The sequence below is a fragment of the Marinobacterium sp. NO-S09 genome, from assembly GCF_059179545.1.
On record NZ_CP168954.1, the window covers coordinates 120308 to 145980 of the forward strand.

The following is a 25673-nucleotide window of genomic DNA, read 5'->3' on the forward strand; positions in this document are numbered from 1 at the left end:
GTTCTTTTGCCAGCGACAGCGGAGCACTAATGGACAAGATTCTGGTACGGGGTGCACGCACCCACAACCTGAAGAATGTGGACCTCGATATTCCCCGCGACAAACTGATCGTGATCACCGGCCTGTCCGGCTCGGGCAAGTCTTCTCTCGCCTTTGATACGCTCTACGCGGAAGGCCAGAGGCGCTATGTTGAGTCCCTGTCCACCTACGCTCGCCAGTTCCTCTCCATGATGGAAAAGCCCGATGTGGATCACATCGAAGGCCTGTCACCGGCCATTTCCATTGAGCAGAAGTCGACCTCGCATAACCCGCGTTCAACCGTGGGCACCATCACGGAAATCTACGACTACCTGCGTCTGCTGTTTGCCCGTGCCGGTGAGCCTCGCTGCCCGGAGCACGACCTGCCACTCGCAGCGCAAACCATCAGCCAGATGGTTGATCAGGTATTGGCACTGCCTGAAGGCAGCAAGGTAATGCTGCTGGCGCCTGTCATTCAGGGCCGCAAGGGTGAACACCTGCATCTGCTCGACCAGTTACGCAGCCAGGGCTTTGTCCGCGCACGCATCGACGGCCTGGTGGTTGATCTGGATGACGCACCAACACTGGACAAGAACAAGAAACACGACATAGAAGTCGTTGTTGACCGCATCAAGGTACGTGATGACCTGCAGACACGTCTGGCCGAGTCTTTTGAAACAGCACTGGAGCTCACCGACGGCATCGCCCGAGTGATCCCGATGGAAGACGGGCTGGAAGAGATGGTTTTCTCCGCCCGCTTTGCCTGCCCTACCTGTGGTCACAGCATCCAGGAACTGGAGCCGCGCCTGTTCTCGTTCAACAACCCGCACGGCGCCTGTCCTTCCTGCGACGGCCTCGGTGTGAAGCAATACTTTGACCCACGCAAGCTGATCCAGGACCCGACCCTGACCCTGGCACAGGGCGCCATCCGCGGCTGGGACAAGCGCAGTCTGTATTACTTCCAGCAGCTGCAGGCCGTGTCCCAGCACTATGGATTTGATCTGGACACACCATACGAGCAACTGTCGAGCGAACACCAGAGTGTGGTGCTGCATGGTTCCGGCAACGACGATGTCGCTTTCTATTACCGCAATGATCGCGGTGACAAGGTCAAGAAAGAGCACCCCTTTGAAGGCGTGATCAACAACCTTGAACGCCGTTATCGTGAGACGGAATCCGATACCGTTCGTGATGATCTTGCCAAGTATCTCAACATGCATGCATGCCCCAGCTGTGATGGCAGCCGTTTGCGCCGTGATGCACGTCATGTCTTCATTGATCAGCGCACTATCGCCGATGTGGTCCGCATGCCTATTGGCCAGGCACGGGATTATTTTGAACAGCTCACACTGAGCGGCAAACAGGGTGAGATTGCCGAGAAAATCCTGAAGGAGATCCGTGAGCGCCTGACGTTCCTGGTCAATGTGGGACTGGATTACCTGTCCCTGGAACGCAGCGCTGAAACCCTCTCCGGTGGCGAGGCCCAGCGTATCCGCCTGGCCAGCCAGATCGGCGCCGGTCTGGTCGGCGTCATGTATGTGCTCGACGAACCCTCAATCGGCCTCCACCAACGCGATAATGAACGCCTCTTGCACACTCTGGAGCATCTGCGTGACCTGGGTAACACCGTAATTGTGGTTGAGCATGATGAAGATGCCATCCGCATGGCTGACTATCTGATCGACATCGGCCCGGGCGCAGGCGTACACGGCGGGCAGGTGATTGCCGCGGGCACACCGCAGACTATCATGGACACGCCGGACTCGGTTACCGGCCAGTACCTCAGCGGCACACGTGAAATTGCAGTACCACCCGAGCGCAAGCCCAAAGATGCCGAACGCGTACTCAAGCTGACCGGCGCCACCGGCAACAACCTTAAAAACGTGGATCTGGAAATCCCGCTGGGCCTGCTGACCTGCATTACCGGTGTATCAGGATCGGGTAAGTCAACGTTGATCAACAGCACACTCTATCCGGTCACAGCAACGGTGCTGAACCATGCCACTACGCTGGATGCCGCTCCCCATGACGACATTGAAGGGCTGGAACAGCTCGATAAGGTCATTGATATCGACCAGAGCCCGATCGGTCGCACCCCACGTTCAAATCCGGCCACCTACACCGGCATATTCACACCCATTCGTGAACTCTTTGCCGGCACACAGGAGGCCCGCTCGCGTGGCTATAAACCGGGACGTTTCAGCTTTAATGTGAAGGGTGGACGCTGTGAAGCCTGTCAGGGCGATGGCGTGATCAAGGTGGAAATGCACTTCCTGCCAGATGTGTATGTACCCTGTGATGTCTGTAAGGGCAAACGTTACAACCGCGAAACTCTCGATGTCCTCTACAAGGGCAAGAGCATCGATGAGGTGCTGGATATGACTGTCGAGGATGCACGTGAATTCTTTGATGCCATTCCGGCGCTCTCACGTCGACTGCAGACATTGATCGATGTGGGTCTGAGTTATATTCGTCTGGGGCAGGCAGCAACAACGCTGTCAGGCGGTGAAGCCCAGCGTGTCAAACTTGCACGTGAGCTCAGCAAGCGCGATACCGGCAAGACACTCTATATTCTGGACGAGCCGACAACCGGCCTGCACTTTTACGATATCCAGCAACTGCTCAATGTATTGGATCGCTTGCGCGAACACGGCAACACTATCGTGGTCATTGAGCATAACCTGGATGTGATCAAGACAGCCGACTGGATCGTGGATCTTGGGCCTGAGGGCGGCAGTGGTGGCGGTGAAATCATTGCCACCGGCACACCGGAACAGGTCGCCGCCATCGAACAGTCCCATACCGGACGCTTCCTGAAACCCATGCTGTAAACCTGCCGGGAGAGGAGCACGCATCAGCATGCTCCTCTCCATCCCTGCATGGCCTGGCACCTTCCCTGATCTGCAGACACAAAAAAACCCGGGACCTTGCGGCACCGGGTTTTTTGTTAACTGCTGAAAAAATTAATCTTCAGAAGTTTCTTCAACTACAGCCTGACCAGCAGGACGATCAACCAGTTCAACGTAAGCCATCGGGGCTTTGTCGCCAGCACGGTAGCCGCATTTCAGAATGCGAACGTAACCACCAGGACGAGCCGCGTAACGCGGGCCCAGCTCGTTGAACAGTTTACCTACAGCTTCATTGCTGCGGGTACGGGAGAACGCCAGACGACGGTTAGCAACCGAGTCAGTCTTGGCCAGAGTAATCAGCGGCTCAGCAAAACGGCGCAGTTCTTTCGCTTTCGGCAGAGTGGTCTTGATCAGCTCGTGCTCGAACAGAGAGACTGCCATGTTCTTGAACATCGCTTTGCGGTGCGCACTTGTACGATTTAAGTGTCGACCAGATTTACGATGACGCATTTTCTAAATCCTTTGCAACTTAGGGCTGGAAGTCAGACTCAAGACGCGACTTTATCGTCGCCTTTCAGGCTGGCCGGCGGCCAATTTTCCAGGCGCATGCCCAGAGACAGGCCTTTGGATGCCAGCACGTCTTTGATCTCAGTCAGAGACTTCTTGCCCAAGTTAGGAGTCTTCAGCAGTTCTACTTCGGTGCGCTGAATCAGGTCACCAATGTAGTAGATCTGCTCTGCTTTCAGACAGTTCGCGGAACGTACAGTCAGCTCCAGATCGTCAACCGGACGCAGAAGAACAGGATCGATCTCCGGCTCATCCGGCTCAGAACGGGTCTGCTCACCAGCATCTTCCAGGTCTACGAAGACCACCAGCTGCTGCTGCAGAATGGTAGCTGCACGACGGATACACTCTTCGGGATCGATTGTGCCATTAGACTCAATGTCGATCACCAGTTTATCCAGGTCGGTACGCTGTTCCACACGTGCACTTTCAACTGCATAGGACACGCGCAGAACAGGACTGTAGCTGGCATCCAGCTGCAGGCGACCAATGGCACGAGTTTCGTCTTCGTCGCTGGTGCGCGCATCGGCAGGCACGTAGCCACGACCACGCGTTACACGCAGCTGCATGTTAAGCGTAGAACCCGGGTTCAGGTGTGCAATCACGTGGTCGGGGTTAGCAACCTCGACGTCCTGATTCAGCTGGATATCACCAGCGGTCACAGCTCCGGCTTCTGACTTGGAAAGAGTCAGGAGCGCTTCGTCACCGTTATGCAGAGCAACCGCAACACCTTTGAGGTTCAACAGGATCTCAATGACATCCTCCTGAACACCCTCGATGCTGCTGTACTCGTGCAGTACACCTTCAATCTCCACTTCCGAGATAGCACATCCCGGCATGGAGGAGAGCAGGATACGGCGCAGCGCATTGCCCAGAGTGTGGCCGAACCCACGCTCAAGCGGCTCGAGAGTCACTTTAGCGCGAGTCTTGCTGATCTCCTGTACGTCAATGTGACGTGGGTATAGAAACTCGTTTACTGAACGCTGCATAGTTCCACCAGTCAAGAGTTCAAAATTACTTCGAGTAGAGCTCGACGATCAGGTGCTCGTTGATGTCGGCTGACAGATCACTGCGTTCCGGCAGGGCTTTGTAAGTCCCTTCCATCTTCGCAGAGTCAACTTCAACCCACTCAACCGGAGCACGCTGAGCAGCCAGTTCCAGAGCGTGTTTGATACGCAGCTGGTTTTTGGCTTTTTCGCGAACTGCTACTACGTCGCCAGGCTGTACCTGGTAGGAAGGAACATTCACAACCTGACCATTAACAGTGATCTGACGATGGGAAACAACCTGACGTGCTTCGGCACGGGTAGAACCATAACCCATGCGGTATACAACGTTGTCCAGGCGGCCTTCGAGAAGCTGCAGCAGGTTTTCACCTGTTGAGCCCTTACGACGGGCTGCTTCTTTGTAGTAACCACGGAACTGACGTTCCAGGACGCCGTAGATACGACGTACTTTCTGTTTTTCACGCAGCTGCAGACCGTATTCAGACAGGCGACCGCGACGGGCACCGTGAACACCGGGTACTGTTTCTGCTTTGCACTTGCTGTCAAGCGCGCGGACACCACTCTTCAGGAAGAGATCGGTGCCTTCACGACGGGACAGCTTGCACTTAGGTCCAAGATAACGAGCCATATTACCGTCTCCAGATTAAACGCGACGCTTCTTCGGCGGACGACAACCGTTGTGCGGAATCGGTGTCACGTCCGTGATATTTGTGATCTTGTAGCCGCAGCCGTTCAGTGCACGAACTGCAGACTCACGACCCGGTCCCGGGCCCTTCACAAACACGTCGAGGTTTTTCAGACCGTATTCCAGAGCTGCCTGACCGGCACGCTCAGCTGCAACCTGTGCAGCAAACGGTGTGCTCTTACGAGAACCACGGAAGCCTGAACCACCGGAAGTTGCCCAGCTCAGAGCGTTACCCTGGCGATCGGTAATGGTGATGATAGTGTTGTTAAAAGAGGCGTGGATGTGCGCGAGGCCATCCGCTACCTGCTTTTTAACCTTTTTACGAGTGCGATTACCTGGCTTAGCCATATTCGGAAATTCCTATCGCTTACTTACGGATCGGCTTGCGCGGGCCTTTACGGGTGCGCGCATTCGTTTTGCTGCGCTGACCACGTACCGGCAGGTTACGACGGTGACGCAGGCCACGGTAGCAACCGAGGTCCATAAGACGCTTGATGTTCATGTTGACTTCACGGCGCAGATCGCCTTCGACAGTCAACTTGGCAATTTCACCACGAACATTATCGAGCTGCTCTTCAGACAGTTCTGCGATCTTTGTGCTCGGCGCAATGCCGGTAGCTTCACAGATCTGTTTGGCAGTCGTGCGGCCAATCCCGAAAATGTAAGTCAGAGAAATTACCGCATGCTTATTGTCAGGAATATTGACGCCAGCTATACGGGCCATTCAATGTACTCCATATTAAGAGTTCTGGGAGATGCTCACCAGAACCAGTCATTCTTTAGTTCGTGGAAGGCGCGCAATACTACACCCTGATCAAAAATAAATCAAGGCTACGCACCTCCACTCCCGGCCAGCTGTGGATTAACCCTGGCGCTGCTTGTGACGGGGCTCCACTTTGCAGATCACGCGCACGGAACCGTTGCGACGTACGATCTTGCAGTTACGGCAAATCTTTTTAACAGATGCACGTACTTTCATGATCCACCTCATTAGGCTTAGCGCAGCAGTCCTGCGCCGCCTTTAAGATTCGATTTCTTCATCAGTGATTCGTACTGGTGTGACATCAGATGTGACTGCACCTGAGCCATAAAGTCCATCACCACCACCACTACGATCAGCAGCGAGGTGCCACCGAAGTAGAAGGGTACGTTCCACGCTACCACCAGGAACTGGGGCATCAGCGAAACGGCTGTGATATACAGCGCGCCAAACAGAGTCAGACGGCTGAGCACGGTATCAATGTATCGTGCTGACTGATCACCGGGACGGATCCCTGGAATAAAGGCACCTGATTTCTTCAGGTTATCTGCTACGTCACGCGGATTGAAAACAATTGCCGTGTAGAAGTAGCAGAAAAATACAATCGCGGTTGCGAACAGCAGAATGTACAACGGCTGTCCCGGCCCAAGGGCCAGAGCCACATCCTGCAACCATTCCATGCCTTCTGACTGACCAAACCATTGGCCTACAGACGCCGGGAACAGCAGAATACTGGACGCGAAGATCGGCGGAATAACACCCGCCATATTGACCTTCAGCGGCAGATGGCTGGACTGGGCAGCATAGACACGACGGCCCTGCTGACGCTTCGCATAGTTGATGGTAATGCGGCGCTGGCCACGTTCCATAAACACTACAAAGCCCACAGTCGCGATTGCGAGTACCGCAATCGCCAGCAGCGCCAGGATATTCAGGTCACCCTGACGCGCTGCTTCAAAGGACTGACCGATTGCACTGGGCAACCCGGCCACAATACCGGCAAAGATCAGAATAGAGATGCCGTTACCGATGCCATGCTCGGTGATCTGCTCACCCAGCCACATCAGGAATACTGCACCGGCTACCAGAGTCACGACAGCAACAAAATAGAAGCTGAAGTCGGCTGCGAAAGCCACACCCTGGTTGGCCAGGCCAACCGACATACCCAGTGCCTGCAAGGTTGCCAGTATTACCGTGCCATAGCGCGTGTACTGACTGATTTTGCGGCGACCGGCCTCTCCTTCCTTCTTCAACTGCTCCAGTTGCGGGCTCACAACGGTCATCAACTGCATAATGATAGAGGCAGAGATGTAGGGCATGATACCCAGCGCCAGGATCGACATGCGTTCCAGAGCGCCACCCGAAAACATATTGAAGAGACTAAGGATCGTCCCCTGATTCTGATCAAACAGCGCAGCAAGGCGATCCGGGTTGATACCGGGCACGGGGATATGCGCCCCGATCCGGTAAACAATGATCGCCAGCAGAACAAATCTGAGTCGAGCCCAAAGCTCTTTCAGACCGCTCTGCATGCCCGCCGGTACTTGTCCTTGCTTAGCCATTTACGCCTCGACTTTTCCGCCAGCAGCTTCGATCGCAGCCTGTGCACCTTTGGTCACTTTAAGACCTTTAACGGTGACTGCTTTTGTGATCTCACCAGACAGAATCACACGTGCAGATTTGATCTCTTCACGAATGATATCAGCCTGTTTCAGCGCGGCCAGGTCAACAGTGTCGACACCAGCAGCTGCCAGTTCGTTCAGACGAACCTCAGCAACGTAACGCGCTTGACGGGAAGTGAAGCCAAACTTCGGCAGACGACGCTGAATCGGCATCTGACCGCCTTCAAAACCCGGTTTTACACTACCGCCAGAACGGGACTTCTGACCCTTGTGGCCACGGCCACAAGTTTTACCCAGACCGGAGCCGATACCACGACCGACACGCTTGGGAGCGTGTTTGGAACCGGCGCCCGGGCGCAGAGAATTCAGACGCATTGGGTGACTCCTCTTATTCGCCTTCTACATTAACCATGTAGTTGACTTTGTTGATCATGCCGCGCACAGCCGGAGTATCTTCCAGCTCAACGGTGTGGCCGATACGACGCAGACCCAGACCTTTAACAGTCTGGATGTGCTTCGGCAGACGACCGATGGTGCTGCGAGTCTGAGTTACCTTGATAGTCTTGGCCATCGTTTAGCTCTCCAGAATCTCTTCAACGGACTTGCCACGCTTGGCCGCAACATCTTCCGGCGCAGACATCTGCTTCAGACCGTTGATGGTTGCACGTACTACGTTTACCGGGTTGGTAGAGCCGTAGCACTTCGCCAGTACGTTGTGGACACCTGCCAGTTCCAGTACCGCACGCATCGCGCCACCGGCGATAACACCAGTACCTTCAGATGCGGGCTGCATGTATACCTTGGAAGCACCGTGACGGGCTTTCACCGGGTACTGCAGAGTGTGGCCGTTCAGCTGTACGCTGATCATGTTACGGCGAGCCTGCTCCATCGCTTTCTGGATAGCAACAGGTACTTCGCGTGCTTTACCGCGACCGAAGCCGACGCGACCGTTACCGTCACCTACGACAGTCAGTGCTGTGAAACCGAAGATTCGACCGCCTTTTACCACTTTGGCGACGCGGTTAACCTGAACCAGCTTCTCTTGCAGTTCACCGTCTTTCTGTTCGTGATTTGCCATAATAGAAACCTTTAGAATTCCAGGCCGCCTTCGCGAGCAGCATCAGCAAGAGCTGCAACACGACCGTGGTATTTAAAACCGGAGCGGTCAAACGCTACCTTGGATACGCCGGCTTCTTTAGCACGGCTGGCGATCAGAGCACCCACTTTCTTGGCTGCTTCGATGTTACCGGTAGCACCTTCACGCAGATCCTTTTCTACTGTGGACGCAGAGGCCAGAACCTGGCTGCCGTCAGCAGAGATAACCTGCGCGTAAATGTGACGCGGAGAGCGATTGACGCACAAACGAACGGCGCCCTGCTCACGCATCTGCATGCGCACACGACGCGCACGACGAACACGAGCTTGTTTCTTAACGTTCATGACCCTGCCTTACTTCTTCTTAGCCTCTTTACGGCGTACATATTCGTCTTCATAACGAACACCCTTACCCTTGTAGGGCTCCGGCGGACGGAATGCGCGAACTTCTGCAGCCACCTGACCTACGCGTTGCTTATCAGCACCACGGATAACAACAGTAGTGTTGTTAGGGGTCTCGGCAGTAACGCCTTCGGGCAGTTCGTAATCGATCGGGTGAGAGAAGCCAAGCGTCAGGTTCAGAACCTTGCCCTTAGCCTGGGCACGATAACCAACACCCAGCAGATTCAGGGTCTTGGAAAAGCCTTCACTTACACCAACCACCATGTTGTTCACCAGCGCACGGGTGGTACCAGTCAGTGCCATAGACTGCTTGGCGCCATCGCGCGGAGCGAAAACCAGCTGACCTTCAGACTGTTCAGCAGTCACAACCGGGTGCAGATCAAGGCTCAATTCGCCCTGCTTGCCCTTAACGGTCAGAGACTGGCCAGCCAGCTTGATCTCAACGCCAGCCGGGACTGCTACGGGTTTCTTCGCAATACGTGACATTGGAATACCTCTTAGAAGACCGTGCAGACCACTTCACCACCGATGCCTGCCTTGCGAGCAGCGCGATCAGTCATGACGCCTTTGCTGGTAGAGATGATGGCGATACCCAGACCATCAGCGACTTTCGGCAGTTCCGATGCGTTCTTGTAGATACGCAGAGACGGACGGCTTACGCGCTTGATCTCTTCGATTACCGGCTTGCCTTCGAAGTACTTCAGCTCGACAGACAGAACCGGCTTGACGTCACCTTCAACGGCGAAGTCAGCGATGTAGCCTTCTTCTTTCAGAACAGCTGCGATGGCAACTTTCTGTTTGGAAGACGGCATGGCAACATGGGCTTTTTCAGCCATGTGGCCGTTGCGGATACGGGTAAACATATCCGCGAGGGTGTCTTGCATACTCATGCTATTAACGTCCTCTTGAGTGCAGCTCGATGCGGTAGCAGTTTCCTGCCCAGACCACCGTGCTTACCATTTGCGAGCCGGATTACCAGCTCGCCTTCTTCAGGCCCGGGACATCGCCACGCATAGCTGCTTCACGCAGCTTGTTGCGGCAAAGTCCGAACTTGCGATATACAGCGTGCGGGCGACCAGTAACCTGGCAACGACGCTGCTTACGCACCGGGCTAGCATCACGCGGCAGCTTCTGCAGCGCGACCTGTGCTTCCCAAACATCATCTTCAGAGCTGTTCGGGCTTGTGATAATTGCCTTGAGTTCAGCACGCTTGGTGGCAAACTTTGCTGCCAGCTTCTCGCGCTTGAGCTCACGCTGAATCATTGAAACCTTAGCCATTATTCAACCCTTCTTATTTCTTGAACGGGAACTGCAGCGCAGCCAGCAGAGCACGACCTTCGTCGTTGTTCTTCGCGGTGGTGGTAATGGTGATATCCAAACCACGCAGCTTGTCGACTTTGTCGTAGTCGATTTCCGGGAAGATGATCTGCTCTTTAACGCCCATGCTGTAGTTACCACGGCCATCGAAAGATTTCGGGTTCAGGCCACGGAAGTCGCGGATACGCGGGATAGAAACGTCTACCAGACGGTCCAGAAATTCCCACATACGTTCGCCACGCAGGGTGACTTTACAACCGATCGGCCAGCCTTCACGTACTTTAAAGCCCGCGATGGATTTGCGTGCTTTGGTAACGATCGGCTTCTGACCAGCGATAGCGGTCATATCAGCAACAGCATTTTCCAGCTGTTTCTTGTCGCCCAGTGCTTCACCAACACCCATGTTCAGGGTTACTTTGGTAACGCGAGGAACGGCCATGACGTTCGGGCAGTTCAGCTCGTCTTTCAGCTGCTGCTTAACTTCGTTTGCGTAAAGCGCTTTCAATCTAGACATTTGCACCAATCTCCTTACTTATCACCAACGATGGTTTCGCCGGTGGACTTGTAGAAGCGGACTTTGGTGCCGTCTTCCAGCAGCTTGAAGCCCACGCGATCACCCTTGCCAGTCTGAGCGTTGAAGATGGCAACGTTAGAAGTAGCGATGGCCGCTTCCTTCTCAACGATTCCACCCTGCTGACCCAGCATAGGGTTCGGCTTCTGGTGCTTCTTGATCATGTTGATGCCGGAAACGATCAGGCGATCGTTCTGCAATACGCGCACAACCTTGCCGCGCTTGCCCTTGTCTTTACCTGCGATAACGATGACTTCATCGTCGCGACGAATCTTACGCATTATTTTACCTTAATCTTTCCTGCTACCCTCTCATGCTCAAAAACGCCAAACCCATTACGGGAGTGGCGTTTTTACAGAATCTGTTATGAAAACAGAGTCTTTACAGCACTTCAGGCGCCAGGGAAATGATCTTCATGAACTTCTCATTACGAAGCTCACGCGTTACTGGGCCGAAGATACGAGTACCGATCGGGGCATCGTTCGCGTTCAGCAGAACCGCAGAGTTAGTATCAAAGCGGATCAGTGAACCGTCCGGACGACGAACACCCTTACGGGTACGTACTACGACAGCCTTAAGAACCTGACCTTTCTTCACCTTGCCACGCGGAATCGCTTCCTTGACAGTCACCTTGATGACATCGCCAACAGAGGCGTAGCGGCGGTGAGAACCACCCAGGACCTTAATACACTGCACTCGCTTGGCGCCGCTGTTGTCAGCAACATCAAGCATCGTTTCAGTCTGAATCATGGTCTACTCCACAAACTGTATAAACCATCACCGCAACCGCCTCAAACAGCCACGGTGAATTGGCGTAATGGAGCAAAGGTGCGTAAGTTTACACCTTTGCTGCACGCTCTTCAATGCGAATCAAAGACCAAGTTTTGGTCTTGGACAGCGGACGGGATTCGGCGATAGTCACCAGGTCACCCATCTGACACTCATTCTTCTCATCGTGAGCATGCAGTTTGGTGGAGCGCTTAACGAATTTACCGTAAATCGGGTGCTTCTCTTTACGCTCAACCAGAACAGTGATGGTTTTATCCATCTTGTCACTGACGACCTTACCGGTCACAGTCCGAGTACGTTTTTCCGCGCTCATTTAGCCACCTGCTTTTCGTTCAGTACTGTCTTAACGCGAGCGATGTCGCGACGAACCTGACCCAGCAGGTGAGTCTGTGCCAGCTGGCCAGTCGCCTTCTGCATACGCAGGTTGAACTGGTCCTTCAGAAGACCCAGCAGAGCCTGCTGAAGCTCCTCAACGGACTTGTCACGCAGTTCTGTAGCTTTCATTACATCACCGTCCGTTTAACAAAAGTTGTAGAAACCGGCAGCTTTGCAGCAGCCAGCGCAAAGGCTTCAGCGGCGAGCTCTTCAGGTACACCGCTCATTTCGAACAGGACCTTGCCAGGCTGAATCTGGGCAACCCAGTATTCAACGCTACCCTTACCTTTACCCATACGTACTTCCAGCGGCTTACCTGTGATCGGCTTGTCCGGGAAGACACGGATCCAGATTTTACCACCACGCTTTACGTGACGAGTCATGGTACGACGAGCAGCTTCGATCTGGCGCGCAGTGATTCGGCCGCGCCCGGTCGCTTTCAGTGCAAATTCACCAAAGCTGACCTTGCTGCCGCGCTGTGCCAGGCCGCGGTTGCGACCTTTCATTACCTTGCGGTATTTCAGTCGTTTCGGTTGCAGCATTGACGTCTACCTCACTTACCTTTCTTCTTGGGTGCGTTCTTCTCGGCACGTACCTGTTCGATACCACCGAGGATCTCACCCTTGAAGATCCAGACTTTTACGCCAATCACACCGTAAGTGGTGTGGGCTTCGTAGGTAGCGTAATCGATGTCCGCACGCAGAGTGTGCAGCGGTACACGACCTTCACGGTACCATTCAGTACGCGCGATCTCGGCACCACCGAGACGACCGCCCAACTGAATTTTGATGCCCTTGGCGCCCTGACGCATCGCGTTCTGAACCGCGCGCTTCATCGCACGACGGAACATGACACGACGTTCCAGCTGGCTGGCAACGCCCTGTGCAACCAGTTTCGCATCCAGATCCGGCTTACGCACTTCTTCGATGTTGATGTGAACAGGCACACCCATCATCTGAGAAACAGCGTTGCGCAGCTTCTCGACGTCTTCACCTTTCTTGCCGATCACGATACCCGGACGCGCCGTGTAGATGGTGATCTTGGCATTCTGGGCCGGACGCTCGATTTCGATGCGGCTTACAGATGCATTTTTGAGCTGCTCATCCAGGTACTTACGTACCTGAAGGTCATTCAGCAGCTTCGCTGAGTATTCCGCTTTGTCGGCATACCATACAGACGCATGGTCCTTGACGACGCCAAGGCGAATACCGGTCGGATTGACTTTCTGACCCATATTGAAATCTCCTAGCAATCAGCCGTTAGTCGGACACCTTGACGGTGATATGTGACGAACGTTTCAGGATGCGATCAGCGCGGCCTTTGGCGCGCGGCTGGATGCGCTTCATGGTCATACCTTCGTCAACGAAGATAGCAGAAACGTGCAGCTCATCGATGTCAGCACCTTCGTTGTGCTCCGCATTCGCGATAGCAGACTCGAGTACTTTCTTAACCAGGTGTGCACCCTTTTTGGTGCTGAACGCCAGGATATTCAGAGCTTCGCCCACAGACTTACCGCGGATCTGATCAGCGACCAGTCGGGCCTTCTGGGCGGAGATGCGAGCACCTGTGTGCTTGGCGATAACTTCCATCATCTACCCCCTTACTTCTTCTTGGCCTTCTTGTCGGCTGCATGACCGCGGTATGTACGTGTCGCAGCGAACTCGCCGAGTTTATGGCCGACCATGTCTTCGGTAATGAATACCGGAACATGCTGACGACCGTTATGTACTGCAATAGTCAGTCCCACAAACTGCGGGAAAACCGTAGAACGACGTGACCAGGTCTTGATCGGACGACGTTCGTTAGCTTCGATTGCAGCCTCTACCTTCTTCAGCAGGTGAAGGTCGATAAATGGACCTTTCTTCAGTGAACGTGGCACAGCTGATTCCTCTTATTTAGCCTTACGACGGCGTACGATCAGTTTATCGGTACGCTTGTTCTTGCGAGTCTTGTGACCCTTGGTCGGTACGCCCCACGGAGTAACCGGGTGACGACCACCAGAGCTGCGACCCTCACCACCACCATGCGGGTGATCAACCGGGTTCATAGCCGCACCGCGAACGGTCGGACGAACACCACGCCAGCGGCTAGCACCAGCTTTACCCAGTCGACGCAGGCTGTGCTCAGAGTTGCTGACTTCACCCAGAGTGGCACGGCATTCAGCCAGAACCTTACGGGTTTCACCAGAACGCAGACGCAGAGTAGCGTAAGTACCCTCACGGGCTACCAGCTGTGCGGAAGCACCTGCTGAACGTGCCAGCTGAGCGCCTTTACCAGGCTTCAGCTCAACACAGTGAACGGTGCTACCGAGCGGTACGTTGCGCAGCGGCAACGTGTTACCGATCTTGATGTCGGCATCTTCGCCGGAGATGATGCGAGCACCAGCTTCCAGACCTTTCGGCGCGATGATGTAACGACGTTCACCGTCAGCGTACTTCACCAGGGCGATGTGCGCGGAACGGTTAGGATCATATTCCACACGCTCGATAAGAGCCGGGATACCATCCTTGTTGCGACGGAAGTCGATTACACGGTAATGGTGCTTGTGACCGCCACCGATGTGACGAGTCGTGATGCGACCATTGTTGTTACGACCACCGCTCTTGCTGTTTTTTTCCAGCAGCGGCGCATAAGGCTTGCCTTTATGCAGACCTTCGCTGACCACCTTGACGAGATGACGACGTCCAGCAGAGGTCGGCTTCGCTTTAATAACTGCCATGGTTCAACCCCTCTTATTCGCCCGCCAGGAAATCGATTTCAGAACCTTCGGCCAGACGAACATACGCTTTACGAACATCGTTGCGCTTGCCCATGCCACGCATGGTGCGCTTGGTCTTGCCTTTGATGTTCAGAACGTTGACGCCTGCAACCTTAACGTTGAACAGCTGCTCAACGGCTTCTTTGATTTCCGGCTTGGTTGCGTCTGAAGCCACACGGAATACTACCTGTTCGCTGCCTTCAGCAACGATGGTGGCTTTTTCAGAGATGTGCGGTCCGAGCAGCACTTTATAAATGCGTTCCGGGTTCATGCCAGCACCTCCTCAATTTTCTTCAGAGCAGGAACTGTCACCAGGACCTTCTCGAAACCAACCAGGCTAACCGGGTCGATACCAGCAGCATCACGTACGTCCACATGCGGAACGTTGCGTGCAGCCAGATACAGATTCTGCTCGACGTTTTCGGTGATCAGCAGGGCGTTGTCCAGCTTGTACTCGTCAAGCTTGGCTACGAACTGCTTGGTTTTCGGTGCTTCCAGCTGGAAGTCTTCTACGACAACCAGGCGCTCCTGACGTACCAGCTCAGACAGAATGCAACGCATGGCAGCGCGGTACATCTTCTTGTTTACTTTCTGAGCGAAAGAACGCGGCTGAGCAGCGAAGGTAACACCACCCGCACGCCACAGCGGTGAACGGCTAGTACCCGCACGGGCACGACCGGTACCTTTCTGACGGAACGGCTTAGCGCCACCACCAGATACTGCGGAACGGTTTTTCTGCGCTTTGCTACCCTGGCGGCCAGCTGCCATGTAGGCAGTAACAACCTGGTGCACAAGCGTCTCATTAAACTCTTTGCCAAATGCCAGATCGGATACTTCAACCGATCCAGTGGCTCCAGTCAGATTCAGATTCATGGCAAACCTCCTTAGGCGCGTGCTTTAACAGCAGGTTTAACGATGACATCGCCGCCAGTGGCGCCCGGGATTGCTCCCTTGACGATCAGCAGGTTACGCTCAGCATCAACACGTACGACTTCCAGAGTCTGTACTGTGCAACGCTCGGCACCCATGTGACCGGCCATCTTTTTACCTTTAAAGACACGACCCGGGGTCTGGCACTGACCAATGGAACCCGGAGCACGGTGAGAGATAGAGTTACCGTGAGTCATATCCTGGGTAGAGAAGTTCCAGCGCTTAACGCCACCCTGGAAACCTTTACCTTTGGATTGACCCGTAACGTCGATCTTCTGACCTGCTTCGAAGCGCTCAACTGTCAGCGCGTCGCCGACGTTGATTTCCTCGTCACCATTCACACGGAACTCCCACAAACCGCGACCGGCTTCTACGCCAGCCTTGGCAAAGTGACCTGCTTCCGGCTTGCTCAGGCGGTTAGCCTTTTTGCTACCAGTAGTCACCTGTACCGCAGCGTAACCGTCTTTTTCGACAGTCTTGACGTTGGTTACACGGTTCGGTTCCATCTCGATGACGGTGACTGGCACGGACACGCCATCTTCTGTGAAGACACGGGTCATACCCGCTTTACGTCCGATAAGTCCTACAGACATGTTTTTACCTCTTGCCAGTTGTGTACGGGGCTGTCACCCGCTATGGCTGCCCTTTTCAGGCGCATTCCACAAATAGCGCTTCATTAATTGAATAATTCTGCGCAGTGCGTATTAGCCGAGGCTGATCTGCACTTCAACACCCGCAGCGAGATCCAGCTTCATCAGTGCGTCGACAGTTTTTTCTGTCGGCTCAACGATGTCCAGAACACGCTTGTGCGTACGAATTTCGTACTGATCACGCGCGTCTTTGTTAACGTGCGGAGAGATCAGAACGGTGTAACGCTCTTTGCGAGTAGGAAGTGGGATCGGACCACGCACCTGAGCACCTGTACGCTTGGCAGTCTCAACGATCTCCAGAGCGGACGAGTCGATCAGGCGATGATCAAAAGCCTTCAGACGAATTCTGATTTTTTGGTTCTGCATTCTGATCACGCATTTCCTGTAAGTTTTTTTACGGCAATAGCCGACCTCCCCTCGGATGAAGGGGACGCAAATTTTACTCAGAGGTGCCTGCAGCGTCAACTGAAAGTTTACTTTTTAACCAACTTTCTTTGTTAACTGACAGCCAGGCACAAAAAAAGCCCTCCGAAGAGGGCTTTTTTAATCAATCAAACACGCAGATTACGCGATGATTTTGGATACAACGCCAGCGCCGACGGTACGACCACCTTCACGGATGGCGAAGCGCAGACCTTCTTCCATCGCGATCGGGTTGATCAGGGTAACAGACATCTGGATGTTGTCACCCGGCATTACCATTTCAACGCCTTCCGGCAGTTCACACGCACCAGTGATATCAGTGGTACGGAAGTAGAACTGCGGACGGTAGCCTTTGAAGAACGGAGTATGACGGCCGCCTTCTTCCTTGCTCAGTACGTAAACTTCGCCTTCGAACTGAGTGTGCGGAGTGATGGATGCCGGCTTGGCCAGTACCTGACCACGCTCAACTTCGTCACGCTTGGTACCACGCAGCAGCGCACCAACGTTCTCGCCTGCACGACCCTGGTCCAGCAGCTTACGGAACATCTCAACACCAGTACAGGTAGTCTTGGTAGTGTCCTTGATGCCGACGATTTCGATTTCGTCACCAACGTTCAGGATACCACGCTCGATACGACCGGTTACTACGGTACCACGACCGGAGATAGAGAATACGTCCTCGATCGGCATCAGGAACGGCTGATCAACGGCACGCTCCGGCTCAGGGATGTACTCGTCCAGAGTCTCAACCAGCTTCTTAACAGCAGCCTGGCCGAAGTTTTCCGGATCTTCACCGTTCAGCGCCTGCAGAGCAGAACCCACGATGATCGGAGTGTCGTCACCCGGGAAGTCGTACTCTTCCAGAAGTTCGCGAACTTCCATCTCAACCAGTTCCAGCAGCTCTTCGTCGTCGACCATGTCCGCTTTGTTCAGGAACACAACGATGTACGGTACGCCAACCTGACGAGACAGCAGGATGTGCTCACGTGTCTGCGGCATGGGGCCGTCAGCAGCAGAACATACCAGGATCGCGCCGTCCATCTGGGCAGCACCGGTGATCATGTTCTTAACGTAGTCAGCGTGTCCCGGGCAGTCTACGTGCGCGTAGTGACGAGTCGGAGATTCGTACTCTACGTGGGAAGTAGAGATGGTGATACCACGCTCACGCTCTTCCGGAGCGTTATCGATGCCGTCGAAGGCAACGGCAGCGCCGCCCCATACTTCTGCACATACGCGAGTCAGTGCGGCAGTCAGAGTAGTTTTACCGTGGTCAACGTGGCCGATAGTACCAACGTTAACGTGGGGCTTGTTGCGTTCAAATGATTGTTTAGCCACGATTAAATCCTCTTGATTCAGTATTTGGCTTATCAGTTCTGTTTGATAACGGCATCAGCAACATTCTGCGGAGCTTCGGAATAACCCTGGAACTCCATAGAATAGGTCGCACGACCCTGAGACGCGGAGCGCAGGTCGGTAGCGTAACCGAACATTTCACCCAGCGGTACTTCAGCGTTGATGACCTTGCCGGAAGAGCTGTCTTCCATACCCTGTACCAGGCCACGACGACGGTTCAGGTCACCCATTACGTCACCCATGTACTCTTCAGGGGTAACAACTTCGACCTTCATCATCGGCTCGAGCAGGCAAGGATTGGCTTCCATTGCATACTTTTTGAGCGCCTGGGATGCCGCGATTTTAAACGCCATCTCGTTGGAGTCAACTTCGTGGAAGGAACCGTCGTACAGACGTGCCTTCAGACCGATGAGCGGATAGCCGGCGATAACACCGTTCTTCATCTGCTCTTCGATACCTTTCTGAACCGCCGGGATGTATTCCTTCGGAATAGCACCACCTACGATTTCGTTCACGAACTCCAGACCTTCGTCTTCGCTCGGGGTAAATTCGATCACAACGTGACCGTACTGACCACGACCACCGGACTGACGTGCAAACTTGTGGTTTGCAACAACTGCCTGACGGATACGCTCACGGTAGGCAACCTGAGGCTTACCGATGTTGGCTTCAACCTTGAACTCGCGCTTCATGCGGTCAACGATGATATCCAGGTGCAGCTCACCCATACCGGAGATGATGGTCTGACCGGTTTCTTCGTCGGTTTCAACGCGGAAAGACGGGTCTTCCTGAGCCAGCTTGCCCAGTGCAACACCCATTTTTTCCTGGTCAGCCTTGGACTTCGGCTCAACCGCAACGGAGATTACCGGATCCGGGAATTCCATGCGTTCCAGGACGATTTTGTCATCCAGGCTACACAGAGTATCACCGGTAGTAACATCCTTCAGACCGATCAGTGCGGCGATATCGCCTGCCAGCACTTCCTTGATCTCTTCACGGCTGTTGGAGTGCATCTGCACCATACGGCCGACACGCTCTTTCTTCTGCTTAACAGAGTTGTAAACGCTGTCACCAGAGTTCAGAACACCGGAGTAAACACGTACGAAGGTCAGAGTACCTACGAACGGGTCAGTCGCGATCTTGAATGCCAGCGCCGCGAACGGAGCGTTGTCGTCAGCTTCTCGGGTTGCTACGGTTTCAGCCGCATCATCCAGAGTACCTTCGATCGCCTTAACTTCAGTCGGGGACGGCAGGTATTCGATAACCGCGTCCAGCATTGCCTGAACACCCTTGTTCTTGAACGCAGAACCAGCCAGCATCAGGATGATTTCGTTGTTCAGGGTGCGGGCACGCAGACCAGACTTGATTTCGTCTTCGCTGAGTTCACCTTCTTCAAGGTATTTTTCCATCAGCTCTTCAGACGCTTCTGCAGCGGCTTCAACCAGCTGCTCGCGCAGCTCTTCAGCTTTAGCCTGCAGATCAGCCGGAATATCTTCCAGCTCATAGGTCATGCCGTGGTCTTCTTCGTTCCACATGATAGCCTTCATGCGGATCAGGTCGACAACGCCCTTGAATTCGTCTTCAGCACCGATCGGGATGTTGATCGGAACCGGGAAAGCACCCAGACGCTTCTTCAGCTGATCTACAACCATGAAGAAGTCAGCGCCGGCACGGTCCATCTTGTTGACGAATACCATGCGAGGAACTTCGTACTTGTTCGCCTGACGCCAAACAGTCTCGGTCTGCGGCTGTACGCCTGAAGAGGCACACAGAACAACAACAGCGCCGTCCAGTACACGCAGAGAACGTTCTACTTCGATAGTGAAGTCAACGTGCCCCGGGGTGTCGATGATGTTGACACGGTGTTCCTGGAACTGCTGGTTCATGCCCTGCCAGAAACAGGTGGTAGCAGCAGAGGTGATAGTGATACCACGCTCCTGCTCCTGTTCCATCCAGTCCATGGTAGCAGCACCGTCATGTACTTCACCGATCTTGTGAGACAGACCTGTGTAGAACAGAACACGCTCAGTGGTTGTGGTCTTGCCGGCGTCTACGTGAGCACAAATACCGATATTACGGTAGCGCTCGATAGGAGTTTTACGAGCCACGACTCAATTCCTCTGAAATTTAGAAGCGATAGTGAGCAAAAGCCTTGTTGGCTTCAGCCATACGATGCACGTCTTCACGTTTCTTGACAGCAGCACCACGTCCTTCAGAAGCGTCAACCAACTCACCGGCGAGACGCAGAGCCATGGATTTTTCACCACGCTTACGAGCAGCATCTACGAGCCAGCGCATGGCCAGAGCCATACGACGAGAGGGACGTACTTCAACAGGTACCTGGTAGGTAGCACCACCTACACGGCGAGATTTAACCTCAACCATCGGCTGTACTGTTTCCAGTGCTTTTTCGAACAGCTCCAGCGGATCCTGCTTGGTGCGTTCTTCAACTTTATCCATCGCACCGTATACGATACGTTCAGCAACAGACTTCTTGCCGTGCACCATCAGGTGGTTGATGAATTTTGCCAGTGTAATGTTACCGAATTTAGGATCCGGCAGGATTTCGCGCTTCGCAGCGACGCGTCTTCTTGGCATGGATAAGCCCTCTAAAAAATGTTTAAGGTCTTCAGGATAATGCGGTATGTATTCACATCCGCCCTTACTCTTATCGTCTTTCGGTCTTGCTTTAACAGCTGCGTAACCCTAGATGGCCACCGGCTGGAACAGCTTCACCGTCGGAGCGACGGGATTAGGACTTAGGACGCTTGGTACCGTACTTGGAACGACCCTGTTTACGGTCGTTAACACCGGAGCAGTCCAGAGAACCACGAACAGTGTGGTAACGCACACCCGGAAGGTCTTTTACTCGACCGCCACGGATCAGTACTACGGAGTGTTCCTGCAGGTTGTGGCCTTCACCACCGATGTAGGAAGACACTTCGAAGCCGTTGGTCAGACGCACACGACATACTTTACGCAGAGCCGAGTTCGGCTTCTTCGGAGTAGTCGTATAAACACGGGTACATACACCGCGACGCTGCGGACATGCCTGAAGCGCACGAACGTCGCTCTGCTGTACCTTGCGCTTACGCGGCTTGCGTACCAACTGGTTGATTGTTGCCATTTAAGCAAACTCCACGATTGGTTTTTAAGCACCATTTAACGCCGGATTCTATATCCAGCACGAAAGGGCCGGAATTTTAATCAATTCCGGCCCCATACGTCAATTTTTGAGCAATAATTACTCAGCGTCTGGCGACATGGAGGCGTTCAGAGCCTCGGTCAGCGCCTGCTGTACCTCTTCGGCACTCACGCTGACACTTTCAGTCGCCGACTGACGTTTACGCTTGCGTTCGCTGTGGTATGCCAAACCGGTACCAGCCGGAATCAGACGACCCACAACAACGTTTTCTTTCAGACCACGCAGGAAGTCCTGCTTGCCGGTTACCGCACCTTCGGTCAGTACGCGAGTTGTCTCCTGGAAGGAGGCCGCGGAGATGAAGGACTCGGTTGCCAGGGAGGCCTTGGTGATACCCAGCAGCACACGTTCGAACTTGCACGGGATCTTGCCTTCGGCTTCCAGACGCTGGTTTTCTTCAACGATTGCCTGGTATTCAACCTGGTCACCCGGGATGAACTGGGAATCGCCGGCATCCAGAATCTCGGCCTTGCGCAGCATCTGACGCACAATAACTTCGATGTGCTTGTCGTTGATGGCTACACCCTGGAGGCGGTAAACCTCCTGGATCTCGCTGACGATGTACTTGGCCAGCTCTTCCACACCCAAAATGCGCAGGATGTCGTGTGCGTTGGACGGACCGTCGGACAGGACTTCACCCTTCTCCACGGTTTCGCCTTCGAACACGTTCAGGTTACGCCACTTCTGGATCATGATCTCATACGGATCAGCACCATCGGTCGGGCTCAGCACGATACGACGCTTGCCCTTGGTTTCCTTGCCGAAGCTGACGGCACCGGAGATCTCTGCCAGTACGGCAGACTCTTTCGGCTTACGTGCTTCAAACAGGTCCGCTACGCGCGGCAGACCACCGGTGATGTCCTTGTTGACCGAGCCTTCCTGCGGAATACGCGCCAGGATGTCACCGATCTGTACCTCGGCACGGTCGTTCAGGTTAACGATCGCTTTAGCCGGCAGCAGGTACTGCGCAGGCATTTCGGTACCCGGGTGGAAGACATCGTTACCGTTGGCATCCACCAGCTTGATCATCGGACGGATATCCTTGCCAGCGGCAGGACGATCCTTGGCATCCAGAATCTCGATAGTGGACAGACCGGTCAGCTCATCTGTCTGACGCTTGATGGTAATACCATCTTCCATGCCCGCGAATTCAACCTTACCTGCCACCTCGGTGACGATCGGGTGAGTATGCGGGTCCCAGTTGGCAACGACGGCACCGGCATCAACCTTGGAACCATCACGTACCTTGATCAGGGCACCGTACGGCAGCTTGTAGCGCTCACGCTCACGACCGTGTTCGTCGGTCACACCGACTTCACCGGAACGGGAGGTCGCAACCAGGTTGCCATCCGTACGCTCTACATACTTCAGGTTGTGCAGACGGATTTCACCGCCGTTCTTGACCTGAATGCTGTCTACAGCTGCAGCTCGAGATGCCGCACCACCGATGTGGAAGGTACGCATGGTCAGCTGTGTACCCGGCTCACCGATGGACTGGGCAGCGATAACGCCGACCGCTTCACCACGGTTGACCAGGTGTCCACGACCCAGGTCGCGGCCGTAACAGTTGGAGCAGATACCGTGCTGGGATTCACAGGTGATCGCAGAGCGCACCAGAATCTCGTCGATACCGCTGTAGTCTTCGTCATTTTCCAGACGGTGTACCCAGGCTTCATCGATCAGGGTACCGGCCGGAATCAGGGTCTCGGTCTCGGACGGGTTGAGCACGTCTTCGGCTACAACACGACCCAGCACACGCTCACCCAGGGTTACGATTACGTCGCCACCCTCGATCATCGGCTGAACCACTACGCCGCGCTCGGTACCACAGTCTTCTTCGGTGATAACCACGTCCTGAGCCACGTCTACCAGACGACGTGTCAGGTAACCGGAGTTCGCCGTCTTCAATGCGGTATCCGCCAGACCCTTACGAGCACCGTGGGTCGAGATGAAGTACTGGAGTACGTTCAGACCTTCACGGAAGTTGGCCACGATCGGCGTCTCGATGATGGAGCCATCCGGCTTCGCCATCAGACCACGCATACCGGACAACTGACGAATCTGGGCGGCACTACCACGCGCACCGGAGTCGGCCATCATGTAAACGGAGTTGAAGGATTCCTGCTCGACTTCTTCGCCATCGGCATTGACGACGGTTTCAACCTTCAGGTTGTCCATCATCTTCTTCGCCAGCAGTTCGTTGGCGCGGGACCAGATATCGATAACCTTGTTGTACTTCTCGCCCTGAGTTACCAGGCCGTCGGCGAACTGACGTTCAATCTCTTTCACTTCCGCATCAGCTTCAGCGATGATGTTGACCTTCTCGGCCGGGATCTCGAAGTCGTTCACACCGATAGAGGCACCAGACATGGTCGCCTGACGGAAGCCCATGTACATCAGCTGGTCGGCAAAGATAACGGTATCTTTAAGACCGCAGCGACGGTAAGCCTCGTTCAGCAGGCGAGAAATCGCCTTCTTCTTCATCGCCTGGTCAACCAGGGAGAACGGCAGGCCATCAGGTACGATATCGAACAGCATGGCACGGCCGACAGTGGTGTCCTGAAGGCCATAGCGCTCTTCAACATTACCTTCGATGTCACGGATCACTTCAGGGATACGTACCTTGATACGTGCCTGCAGGTGAACCTGACCGGCGCCATGAGCACGCTGAACTTCGCGAATGTCGGAGAAGACCATGCCTTCACCCTTGGCATTCACGCGCTCACGCGTCATGTAGTACAGACCCAGTACCACGTCCTGAGACGGTACGATGATCGGTTCGCCGTTGGCCGGTGACAGGATGTTGTTGGTGGACATCATCAGGGCACGGGCTTCGAGCTGGGCTTCCAGGGTCAGCGGTACGTGTACTGCCATCTGGTCACCGTCAAAGTCGGCGTTGTACGCAGCACACACCAGCGGGTGCAGCTGGATCGCCTTACCTTCGATCAGTACCGGCTCAAATGCCTGGATACCCAGACGGTGCAGTGTCGGTGCACGGTTAAGCAGAACCGGGTGCTCACGAATCACTTCGTCGAGGATATCCCATACCAGCGGCTCTTCACGCTCAACCATCTTCTTGGCAGCCTTGATGGTAGTCGCGTGACCACGCAGCTCCAGCTTGGAGAAGATGAACGGCTTGAACAGCTCCAGCGCCATTTTCTTGGGCAGACCGCACTGGTGCAGACGCAGGTACGGGCCTACCACGATTACGGAACGGCCGGAGTAGTCAACACGCTTACCGAGCAGGTTCTGACGGAAACGACCCTGCTTACCCTTGATCATGTCAGCCAGGGATTTCAGCGGGCGCTTGTTGGAACCGGTGATGGCACGACCGCGACGGCCGTTATCCAGCAGCGCATCGACGGATTCCTGCAGCATGCGCTTCTCGTTGCGCACGATGATATCCGGTGCGTTCAGGTCCAGCAGACGCTTCAGACGGTTGTTACGGTTGATTACGCGGCGGTACAGATCATTCAGATCCGAAGTCGCGAAACGACCACCATCCAGCGGTACCAGCGGACGCAGGTCCGGCGGCAGAACCGGCAGCACTTCCATGATCATCCAGGCAGGATCATTGCCGGACTTGTGAAAGGCTTCCAGCAGCTTCAGGCGCTTGGACAGCTTTTTGATCTTGGTTTCGGAGTTGGTCTGCGGCAGTTCTTCACGCAGCTGCTGGCATTCTTCATCCAGTTCGATGGAAGACAGCAGTTCCTTAACCGCTTCAGCACCCATACGGGCGTCGAAGTCATCACCAAATTCTTCCAGTGCTTCGAAGTACTGTTCGTCGTTCAGCAGCTGACCACGCTCAAGGGTGGTCATGCCCGGATCGATTACGACGAAGGATTCGAAGTACAGCACACGCTCGATATCACGCAGGGTCATATCCAGCATCAGGCCGATACGGGACGGCAGTGACTTCAGGAACCAGATGTGAGCAACCGGAGAGGCCAGCTCGATGTGCCCCATGCGCTCACGGCGCACTTTGGTCTGGGTCACTTCAACGCCACACTTCTCACAGATGACACCACGGTGTTTCATGCGCTTGTACTTGCCGCACAGACACTCGTAGTCCTTCACCGGGCCAAAGATCTTGGCACAGAACAGGCCGTCACGCTCCGGCTTGAAGGTACGGTAGTTGATGGTTTCCGGCTTTTTAACTTCACCGTAGGACCAGGAACGGATCATGTCCGGTGACGCCAGGGATACGCGAATAGAGTCGAACTCTTCGGACTGTCCCTGGTTCTTCAGCAGATTCAGCAAATCTTTCATTGTCTATAGCTCCTCGCGGAGTTCTCTGCGCCGA

The 25673-nt window shown here is 54.6% G+C and carries 34 protein-coding genes; 1 reads left to right on the forward strand and 33 read right to left on the reverse strand.

The annotated features are described in order from the left end of the window. Positions 1-29: 29 nt before the first annotated feature. A complete protein-coding gene (gene uvrA / locus O3C79_RS00620) occupies positions 30-2849 on the forward strand; it encodes an excinuclease ABC subunit UvrA (RefSeq protein WP_494384452.1) in 2820 nt (939 codons plus the stop codon). Positions 2850-2981: 132 nt separating this feature from the next. Here the strand turns inward: uvrA and rplQ are convergent, their stop codons facing one another. The 33 genes from rplQ to rpoC form a co-directional block, all read right to left on the reverse strand. Further along, on the reverse strand, positions 2982-3377 hold the full coding sequence (rplQ, locus tag O3C79_RS00625; RefSeq protein ID WP_010324079.1) for a 50S ribosomal protein L17: 396 nt from the start codon (positions 3375-3377) through the stop codon (positions 2982-2984). Between the two features lie 38 nt (positions 3378-3415). Further along, positions 3416-4420, reverse strand: a complete 1005-nt coding sequence (locus O3C79_RS00630) for a DNA-directed RNA polymerase subunit alpha (protein ID WP_010324080.1) — start codon at positions 4418-4420, stop codon at positions 3416-3418. Between the two features lie 25 nt (positions 4421-4445). Further along, on the reverse strand, positions 4446-5066 hold the full coding sequence (gene rpsD, locus O3C79_RS00635; RefSeq protein WP_010324081.1) for a 30S ribosomal protein S4: 621 nt from the start codon (positions 5064-5066) through the stop codon (positions 4446-4448). A 15-nt stretch (positions 5067-5081) separates the two neighbouring features. Next, the gene (gene rpsK, locus O3C79_RS00640; protein WP_010324082.1) at positions 5082-5471 is read right to left on the reverse strand and encodes a 30S ribosomal protein S11; all 390 of its coding nucleotides are present in this window, start codon (positions 5469-5471) and stop codon (positions 5082-5084) included. 19 nt (positions 5472-5490) lie between these two features. Then, positions 5491-5847 (reverse strand): 30S ribosomal protein S13, encoded by a 357-nt coding sequence (gene rpsM / locus O3C79_RS00645; RefSeq protein WP_010324083.1) that lies wholly within the window; start codon positions 5845-5847, stop codon positions 5491-5493. A 138-nt stretch (positions 5848-5985) separates the two neighbouring features. Continuing rightward, complete coding sequence (gene rpmJ, locus O3C79_RS00650) at positions 5986-6102, reverse strand: 50S ribosomal protein L36 (protein ID WP_007021200.1); 117 nt, start codon at positions 6100-6102, stop codon at positions 5986-5988. Between the two features lie 17 nt (positions 6103-6119). Then, positions 6120-7445, reverse strand: coding sequence for a preprotein translocase subunit SecY (gene secY / locus O3C79_RS00655; RefSeq protein WP_029511213.1), 1326 nt, complete (start codon positions 7443-7445; stop codon positions 6120-6122). Further along, positions 7446-7880 (reverse strand): 50S ribosomal protein L15, encoded by a 435-nt coding sequence (gene rplO / locus O3C79_RS00660; protein WP_010324085.1) that lies wholly within the window; start codon positions 7878-7880, stop codon positions 7446-7448. Between the two features lie 13 nt (positions 7881-7893). Next, positions 7894-8076, reverse strand: coding sequence for a 50S ribosomal protein L30 (rpmD, locus tag O3C79_RS00665; RefSeq protein ID WP_010324086.1), 183 nt, complete (start codon positions 8074-8076; stop codon positions 7894-7896). A 3-nt stretch (positions 8077-8079) separates the two neighbouring features. Further along, positions 8080-8583 carry a 30S ribosomal protein S5 gene (rpsE, locus tag O3C79_RS00670; protein ID WP_010324087.1) on the reverse strand — a complete coding sequence of 168 codons (504 nt, stop codon included), beginning with the start codon at positions 8581-8583 and terminating at the stop codon, positions 8080-8082. An 11-nt stretch (positions 8584-8594) separates the two neighbouring features. Further along, positions 8595-8945, reverse strand: a complete 351-nt coding sequence (rplR, locus tag O3C79_RS00675) for a 50S ribosomal protein L18 (RefSeq protein WP_010324088.1) — start codon at positions 8943-8945, stop codon at positions 8595-8597. 9 nt (positions 8946-8954) lie between these two features. Further along, complete coding sequence (gene rplF, locus O3C79_RS00680) at positions 8955-9488, reverse strand: 50S ribosomal protein L6 (RefSeq protein WP_076464906.1); 534 nt, start codon at positions 9486-9488, stop codon at positions 8955-8957. Between the two features lie 11 nt (positions 9489-9499). After that, entirely contained in the window at positions 9500-9892 is a 393-nt protein-coding gene (gene rpsH / locus O3C79_RS00685) for a 30S ribosomal protein S8 (RefSeq protein WP_010324090.1), read from the reverse strand. An 82-nt stretch (positions 9893-9974) separates the two neighbouring features. Next, entirely contained in the window at positions 9975-10280 is a 306-nt protein-coding gene (rpsN, locus tag O3C79_RS00690) for a 30S ribosomal protein S14 (RefSeq protein ID WP_010324091.1), read from the reverse strand. Between the two features lie 13 nt (positions 10281-10293). Beyond that, complete coding sequence (gene rplE / locus O3C79_RS00695; protein WP_076464909.1) at positions 10294-10833, reverse strand: 50S ribosomal protein L5; 540 nt, start codon at positions 10831-10833, stop codon at positions 10294-10296. A 14-nt stretch (positions 10834-10847) separates the two neighbouring features. After that, positions 10848-11171, reverse strand: a complete 324-nt coding sequence (gene rplX, locus O3C79_RS00700) for a 50S ribosomal protein L24 (RefSeq protein WP_010324093.1) — start codon at positions 11169-11171, stop codon at positions 10848-10850. 100 nt (positions 11172-11271) lie between these two features. Next, positions 11272-11640, reverse strand: a complete 369-nt coding sequence (gene rplN, locus O3C79_RS00705) for a 50S ribosomal protein L14 (protein WP_010324094.1) — start codon at positions 11638-11640, stop codon at positions 11272-11274. Positions 11641-11728: 88 nt separating this feature from the next. Further along, positions 11729-11992: a 30S ribosomal protein S17 gene (gene rpsQ / locus O3C79_RS00710; RefSeq protein ID WP_010324095.1), complete on the reverse strand. Its 264-nt coding sequence runs from the start codon at positions 11990-11992 to the stop codon at positions 11729-11731. After that, positions 11989-12183: a 50S ribosomal protein L29 gene (gene rpmC / locus O3C79_RS00715; protein WP_010324096.1), complete on the reverse strand. Its 195-nt coding sequence runs from the start codon at positions 12181-12183 to the stop codon at positions 11989-11991. Before rpmC ends, rpsQ begins: the two co-directional genes overlap by 4 nt. Then, complete coding sequence (gene rplP / locus O3C79_RS00720) at positions 12183-12596, reverse strand: 50S ribosomal protein L16 (RefSeq protein WP_010324097.1); 414 nt, start codon at positions 12594-12596, stop codon at positions 12183-12185. The genes rpmC and rplP overlap by 1 nt, the downstream gene beginning before the upstream one ends. 11 nt (positions 12597-12607) lie before the next feature. Further along, positions 12608-13288, reverse strand: a complete 681-nt coding sequence (gene rpsC, locus O3C79_RS00725; protein ID WP_076464912.1) for a 30S ribosomal protein S3 — start codon at positions 13286-13288, stop codon at positions 12608-12610. A gap of 25 nt (positions 13289-13313) precedes the next feature. Then, positions 13314-13646 carry a 50S ribosomal protein L22 gene (gene rplV, locus O3C79_RS00730; protein ID WP_471777529.1) on the reverse strand — a complete coding sequence of 111 codons (333 nt, stop codon included), beginning with the start codon at positions 13644-13646 and terminating at the stop codon, positions 13314-13316. An 8-nt stretch (positions 13647-13654) separates the two neighbouring features. Further along, positions 13655-13933 (reverse strand): 30S ribosomal protein S19, encoded by a 279-nt coding sequence (gene rpsS, locus O3C79_RS00735; RefSeq protein ID WP_010324100.1) that lies wholly within the window; start codon positions 13931-13933, stop codon positions 13655-13657. Between the two features lie 12 nt (positions 13934-13945). Then, on the reverse strand, positions 13946-14773 hold the full coding sequence (rplB, locus tag O3C79_RS00740; protein WP_076464915.1) for a 50S ribosomal protein L2: 828 nt from the start codon (positions 14771-14773) through the stop codon (positions 13946-13948). Positions 14774-14786: 13 nt separating this feature from the next. Continuing rightward, complete coding sequence (gene rplW / locus O3C79_RS00745; protein ID WP_010324102.1) at positions 14787-15083, reverse strand: 50S ribosomal protein L23; 297 nt, start codon at positions 15081-15083, stop codon at positions 14787-14789. Beyond that, the gene (gene rplD, locus O3C79_RS00750; protein WP_010324103.1) at positions 15080-15685 is read right to left on the reverse strand and encodes a 50S ribosomal protein L4; all 606 of its coding nucleotides are present in this window, start codon (positions 15683-15685) and stop codon (positions 15080-15082) included. The genes rplW and rplD overlap by 4 nt, the downstream gene beginning before the upstream one ends. A gap of 11 nt (positions 15686-15696) precedes the next feature. Then, positions 15697-16335 (reverse strand): 50S ribosomal protein L3, encoded by a 639-nt coding sequence (rplC, locus tag O3C79_RS00755; RefSeq protein WP_010324104.1) that lies wholly within the window; start codon positions 16333-16335, stop codon positions 15697-15699. Positions 16336-16446: 111 nt separating this feature from the next. Next, positions 16447-16758 carry a 30S ribosomal protein S10 gene (gene rpsJ, locus O3C79_RS00760; protein ID WP_010324105.1) on the reverse strand — a complete coding sequence of 104 codons (312 nt, stop codon included), beginning with the start codon at positions 16756-16758 and terminating at the stop codon, positions 16447-16449. 198 nt (positions 16759-16956) lie between these two features. Continuing rightward, positions 16957-18150 (reverse strand): elongation factor Tu, encoded by a 1194-nt coding sequence (tuf, locus tag O3C79_RS00765; RefSeq protein ID WP_494384453.1) that lies wholly within the window; start codon positions 18148-18150, stop codon positions 16957-16959. 32 nt (positions 18151-18182) lie between these two features. Continuing rightward, on the reverse strand, positions 18183-20276 hold the full coding sequence (gene fusA / locus O3C79_RS00770; RefSeq protein ID WP_494384454.1) for an elongation factor G: 2094 nt from the start codon (positions 20274-20276) through the stop codon (positions 18183-18185). Between the two features lie 19 nt (positions 20277-20295). Continuing rightward, on the reverse strand, positions 20296-20766 hold the full coding sequence (gene rpsG, locus O3C79_RS00775; RefSeq protein ID WP_010325524.1) for a 30S ribosomal protein S7: 471 nt from the start codon (positions 20764-20766) through the stop codon (positions 20296-20298). Between the two features lie 154 nt (positions 20767-20920). Next, positions 20921-21295 carry a 30S ribosomal protein S12 gene (gene rpsL, locus O3C79_RS00780; protein ID WP_010325525.1) on the reverse strand — a complete coding sequence of 125 codons (375 nt, stop codon included), beginning with the start codon at positions 21293-21295 and terminating at the stop codon, positions 20921-20923. 117 nt (positions 21296-21412) lie between these two features. After that, the gene (rpoC, locus tag O3C79_RS00785; RefSeq protein ID WP_010325526.1) at positions 21413-25639 is read right to left on the reverse strand and encodes a DNA-directed RNA polymerase subunit beta'; all 4227 of its coding nucleotides are present in this window, start codon (positions 25637-25639) and stop codon (positions 21413-21415) included. Positions 25640-25673: the final 34 nt, after the last annotated feature.

Excerpts from the sequence above, each read along its gene's own strand:
- rplF (WP_076464906.1), bottom strand. The coding sequence starts at position 9,488 with ATGTCACGTATTGCGAAGAAACCCGTAGCAGTCCCGGCTGGCGTTGAG.
- rpsH (WP_010324090.1), bottom strand. The coding sequence starts at position 9,892 with ATGAGTATGCAAGACACCCTCGCGGATATGTTTACCCGTATCCGCAAC.
- rplR (WP_010324088.1), bottom strand. The coding sequence starts at position 8,945 with ATGAACGTTAAGAAACAAGCTCGTGTTCGTCGTGCGCGTCGTGTGCGC.
- rpmD (WP_010324086.1), bottom strand. The coding sequence starts at position 8,076 with ATGGCCAAGACTATCAAGGTAACTCAGACTCGCAGCACCATCGGTCGT.
- rplO (WP_010324085.1), bottom strand. The coding sequence starts at position 7,880 with ATGCGTCTGAATTCTCTGCGCCCGGGCGCCGGTTCCAAACACGCTCCC.
- rplC (WP_010324104.1), bottom strand. The coding sequence starts at position 16,335 with ATGTCTGTAGGACTTATCGGACGTAAAGCGGGTATGACCCGTGTCTTC.
- rplQ (WP_010324079.1), bottom strand. The coding sequence starts at position 3,377 with ATGCGTCATCGTAAATCTGGTCGACACTTAAATCGTACAAGTGCGCAC.
- rplE (WP_076464909.1), bottom strand. The coding sequence starts at position 10,833 with ATGTCTAGATTGAAAGCGCTTTACGCAAACGAAGTTAAGCAGCAGCTG.
- rpsE (WP_010324087.1), bottom strand. The coding sequence starts at position 8,583 with ATGGCAAATCACGAACAGAAAGACGGTGAACTGCAAGAGAAGCTGGTT.
- rpsN (WP_010324091.1), bottom strand. The coding sequence starts at position 10,280 with ATGGCTAAGGTTTCAATGATTCAGCGTGAGCTCAAGCGCGAGAAGCTG.
- rpsK (WP_010324082.1), bottom strand. The coding sequence starts at position 5,471 with ATGGCTAAGCCAGGTAATCGCACTCGTAAAAAGGTTAAAAAGCAGGTA.
- rplN (WP_010324094.1), bottom strand. The coding sequence starts at position 11,640 with ATGATTCAGACTGAAACGATGCTTGATGTTGCTGACAACAGCGGCGCC.
- rpsL (WP_010325525.1), bottom strand. The coding sequence starts at position 21,295 with ATGGCAACAATCAACCAGTTGGTACGCAAGCCGCGTAAGCGCAAGGTA.
- rpmC (WP_010324096.1), bottom strand. The coding sequence starts at position 12,183 with ATGAAAGCTACAGAACTGCGTGACAAGTCCGTTGAGGAGCTTCAGCAG.
- secY (WP_029511213.1), bottom strand. The coding sequence starts at position 7,445 with ATGGCTAAGCAAGGACAAGTACCGGCGGGCATGCAGAGCGGTCTGAAA.
- rpsQ (WP_010324095.1), bottom strand. The coding sequence starts at position 11,992 with ATGAGCGCGGAAAAACGTACTCGGACTGTGACCGGTAAGGTCGTCAGT.
- rplV (WP_471777529.1), bottom strand. The coding sequence starts at position 13,646 with ATGATGGAAGTTATCGCCAAGCACACAGGTGCTCGCATCTCCGCCCAG.
- rpsM (WP_010324083.1), bottom strand. The coding sequence starts at position 5,847 with ATGGCCCGTATAGCTGGCGTCAATATTCCTGACAATAAGCATGCGGTA.
- rpsD (WP_010324081.1), bottom strand. The coding sequence starts at position 5,066 with ATGGCTCGTTATCTTGGACCTAAGTGCAAGCTGTCCCGTCGTGAAGGC.
- rplD (WP_010324103.1), bottom strand. The coding sequence starts at position 15,685 with ATGAATCTGAATCTGACTGGAGCCACTGGATCGGTTGAAGTATCCGAT.
- rplW (WP_010324102.1), bottom strand. The coding sequence starts at position 15,083 with ATGAACCCGGAACGCATTTATAAAGTGCTGCTCGGACCGCACATCTCT.
- rplB (WP_076464915.1), bottom strand. The coding sequence starts at position 14,773 with ATGGCAGTTATTAAAGCGAAGCCGACCTCTGCTGGACGTCGTCATCTC.
- rpmJ (WP_007021200.1), bottom strand. The coding sequence starts at position 6,102 with ATGAAAGTACGTGCATCTGTTAAAAAGATTTGCCGTAACTGCAAGATC.
- rpsC (WP_076464912.1), bottom strand. The coding sequence starts at position 13,288 with ATGGGTCAGAAAGTCAATCCGACCGGTATTCGCCTTGGCGTCGTCAAG.
- rplX (WP_010324093.1), bottom strand. The coding sequence starts at position 11,171 with ATGCGTAAGATTCGTCGCGACGATGAAGTCATCGTTATCGCAGGTAAA.
- rpsJ (WP_010324105.1), bottom strand. The coding sequence starts at position 16,758 with ATGCAGAACCAAAAAATCAGAATTCGTCTGAAGGCTTTTGATCATCGC.
- O3C79_RS00630 (WP_010324080.1), bottom strand. The coding sequence starts at position 4,420 with ATGCAGCGTTCAGTAAACGAGTTTCTATACCCACGTCACATTGACGTA.
- uvrA (WP_494384452.1), top strand. The coding sequence starts at position 30 with ATGGACAAGATTCTGGTACGGGGTGCACGCACCCACAACCTGAAGAAT.
- rplP (WP_010324097.1), bottom strand. The coding sequence starts at position 12,596 with ATGCTGCAACCGAAACGACTGAAATACCGCAAGGTAATGAAAGGTCGC.
- rpsG (WP_010325524.1), bottom strand. The coding sequence starts at position 20,766 with ATGCCAAGAAGACGCGTCGCTGCGAAGCGCGAAATCCTGCCGGATCCT.
- rpoC (WP_010325526.1), bottom strand. The coding sequence starts at position 25,639 with ATGAAAGATTTGCTGAATCTGCTGAAGAACCAGGGACAGTCCGAAGAG.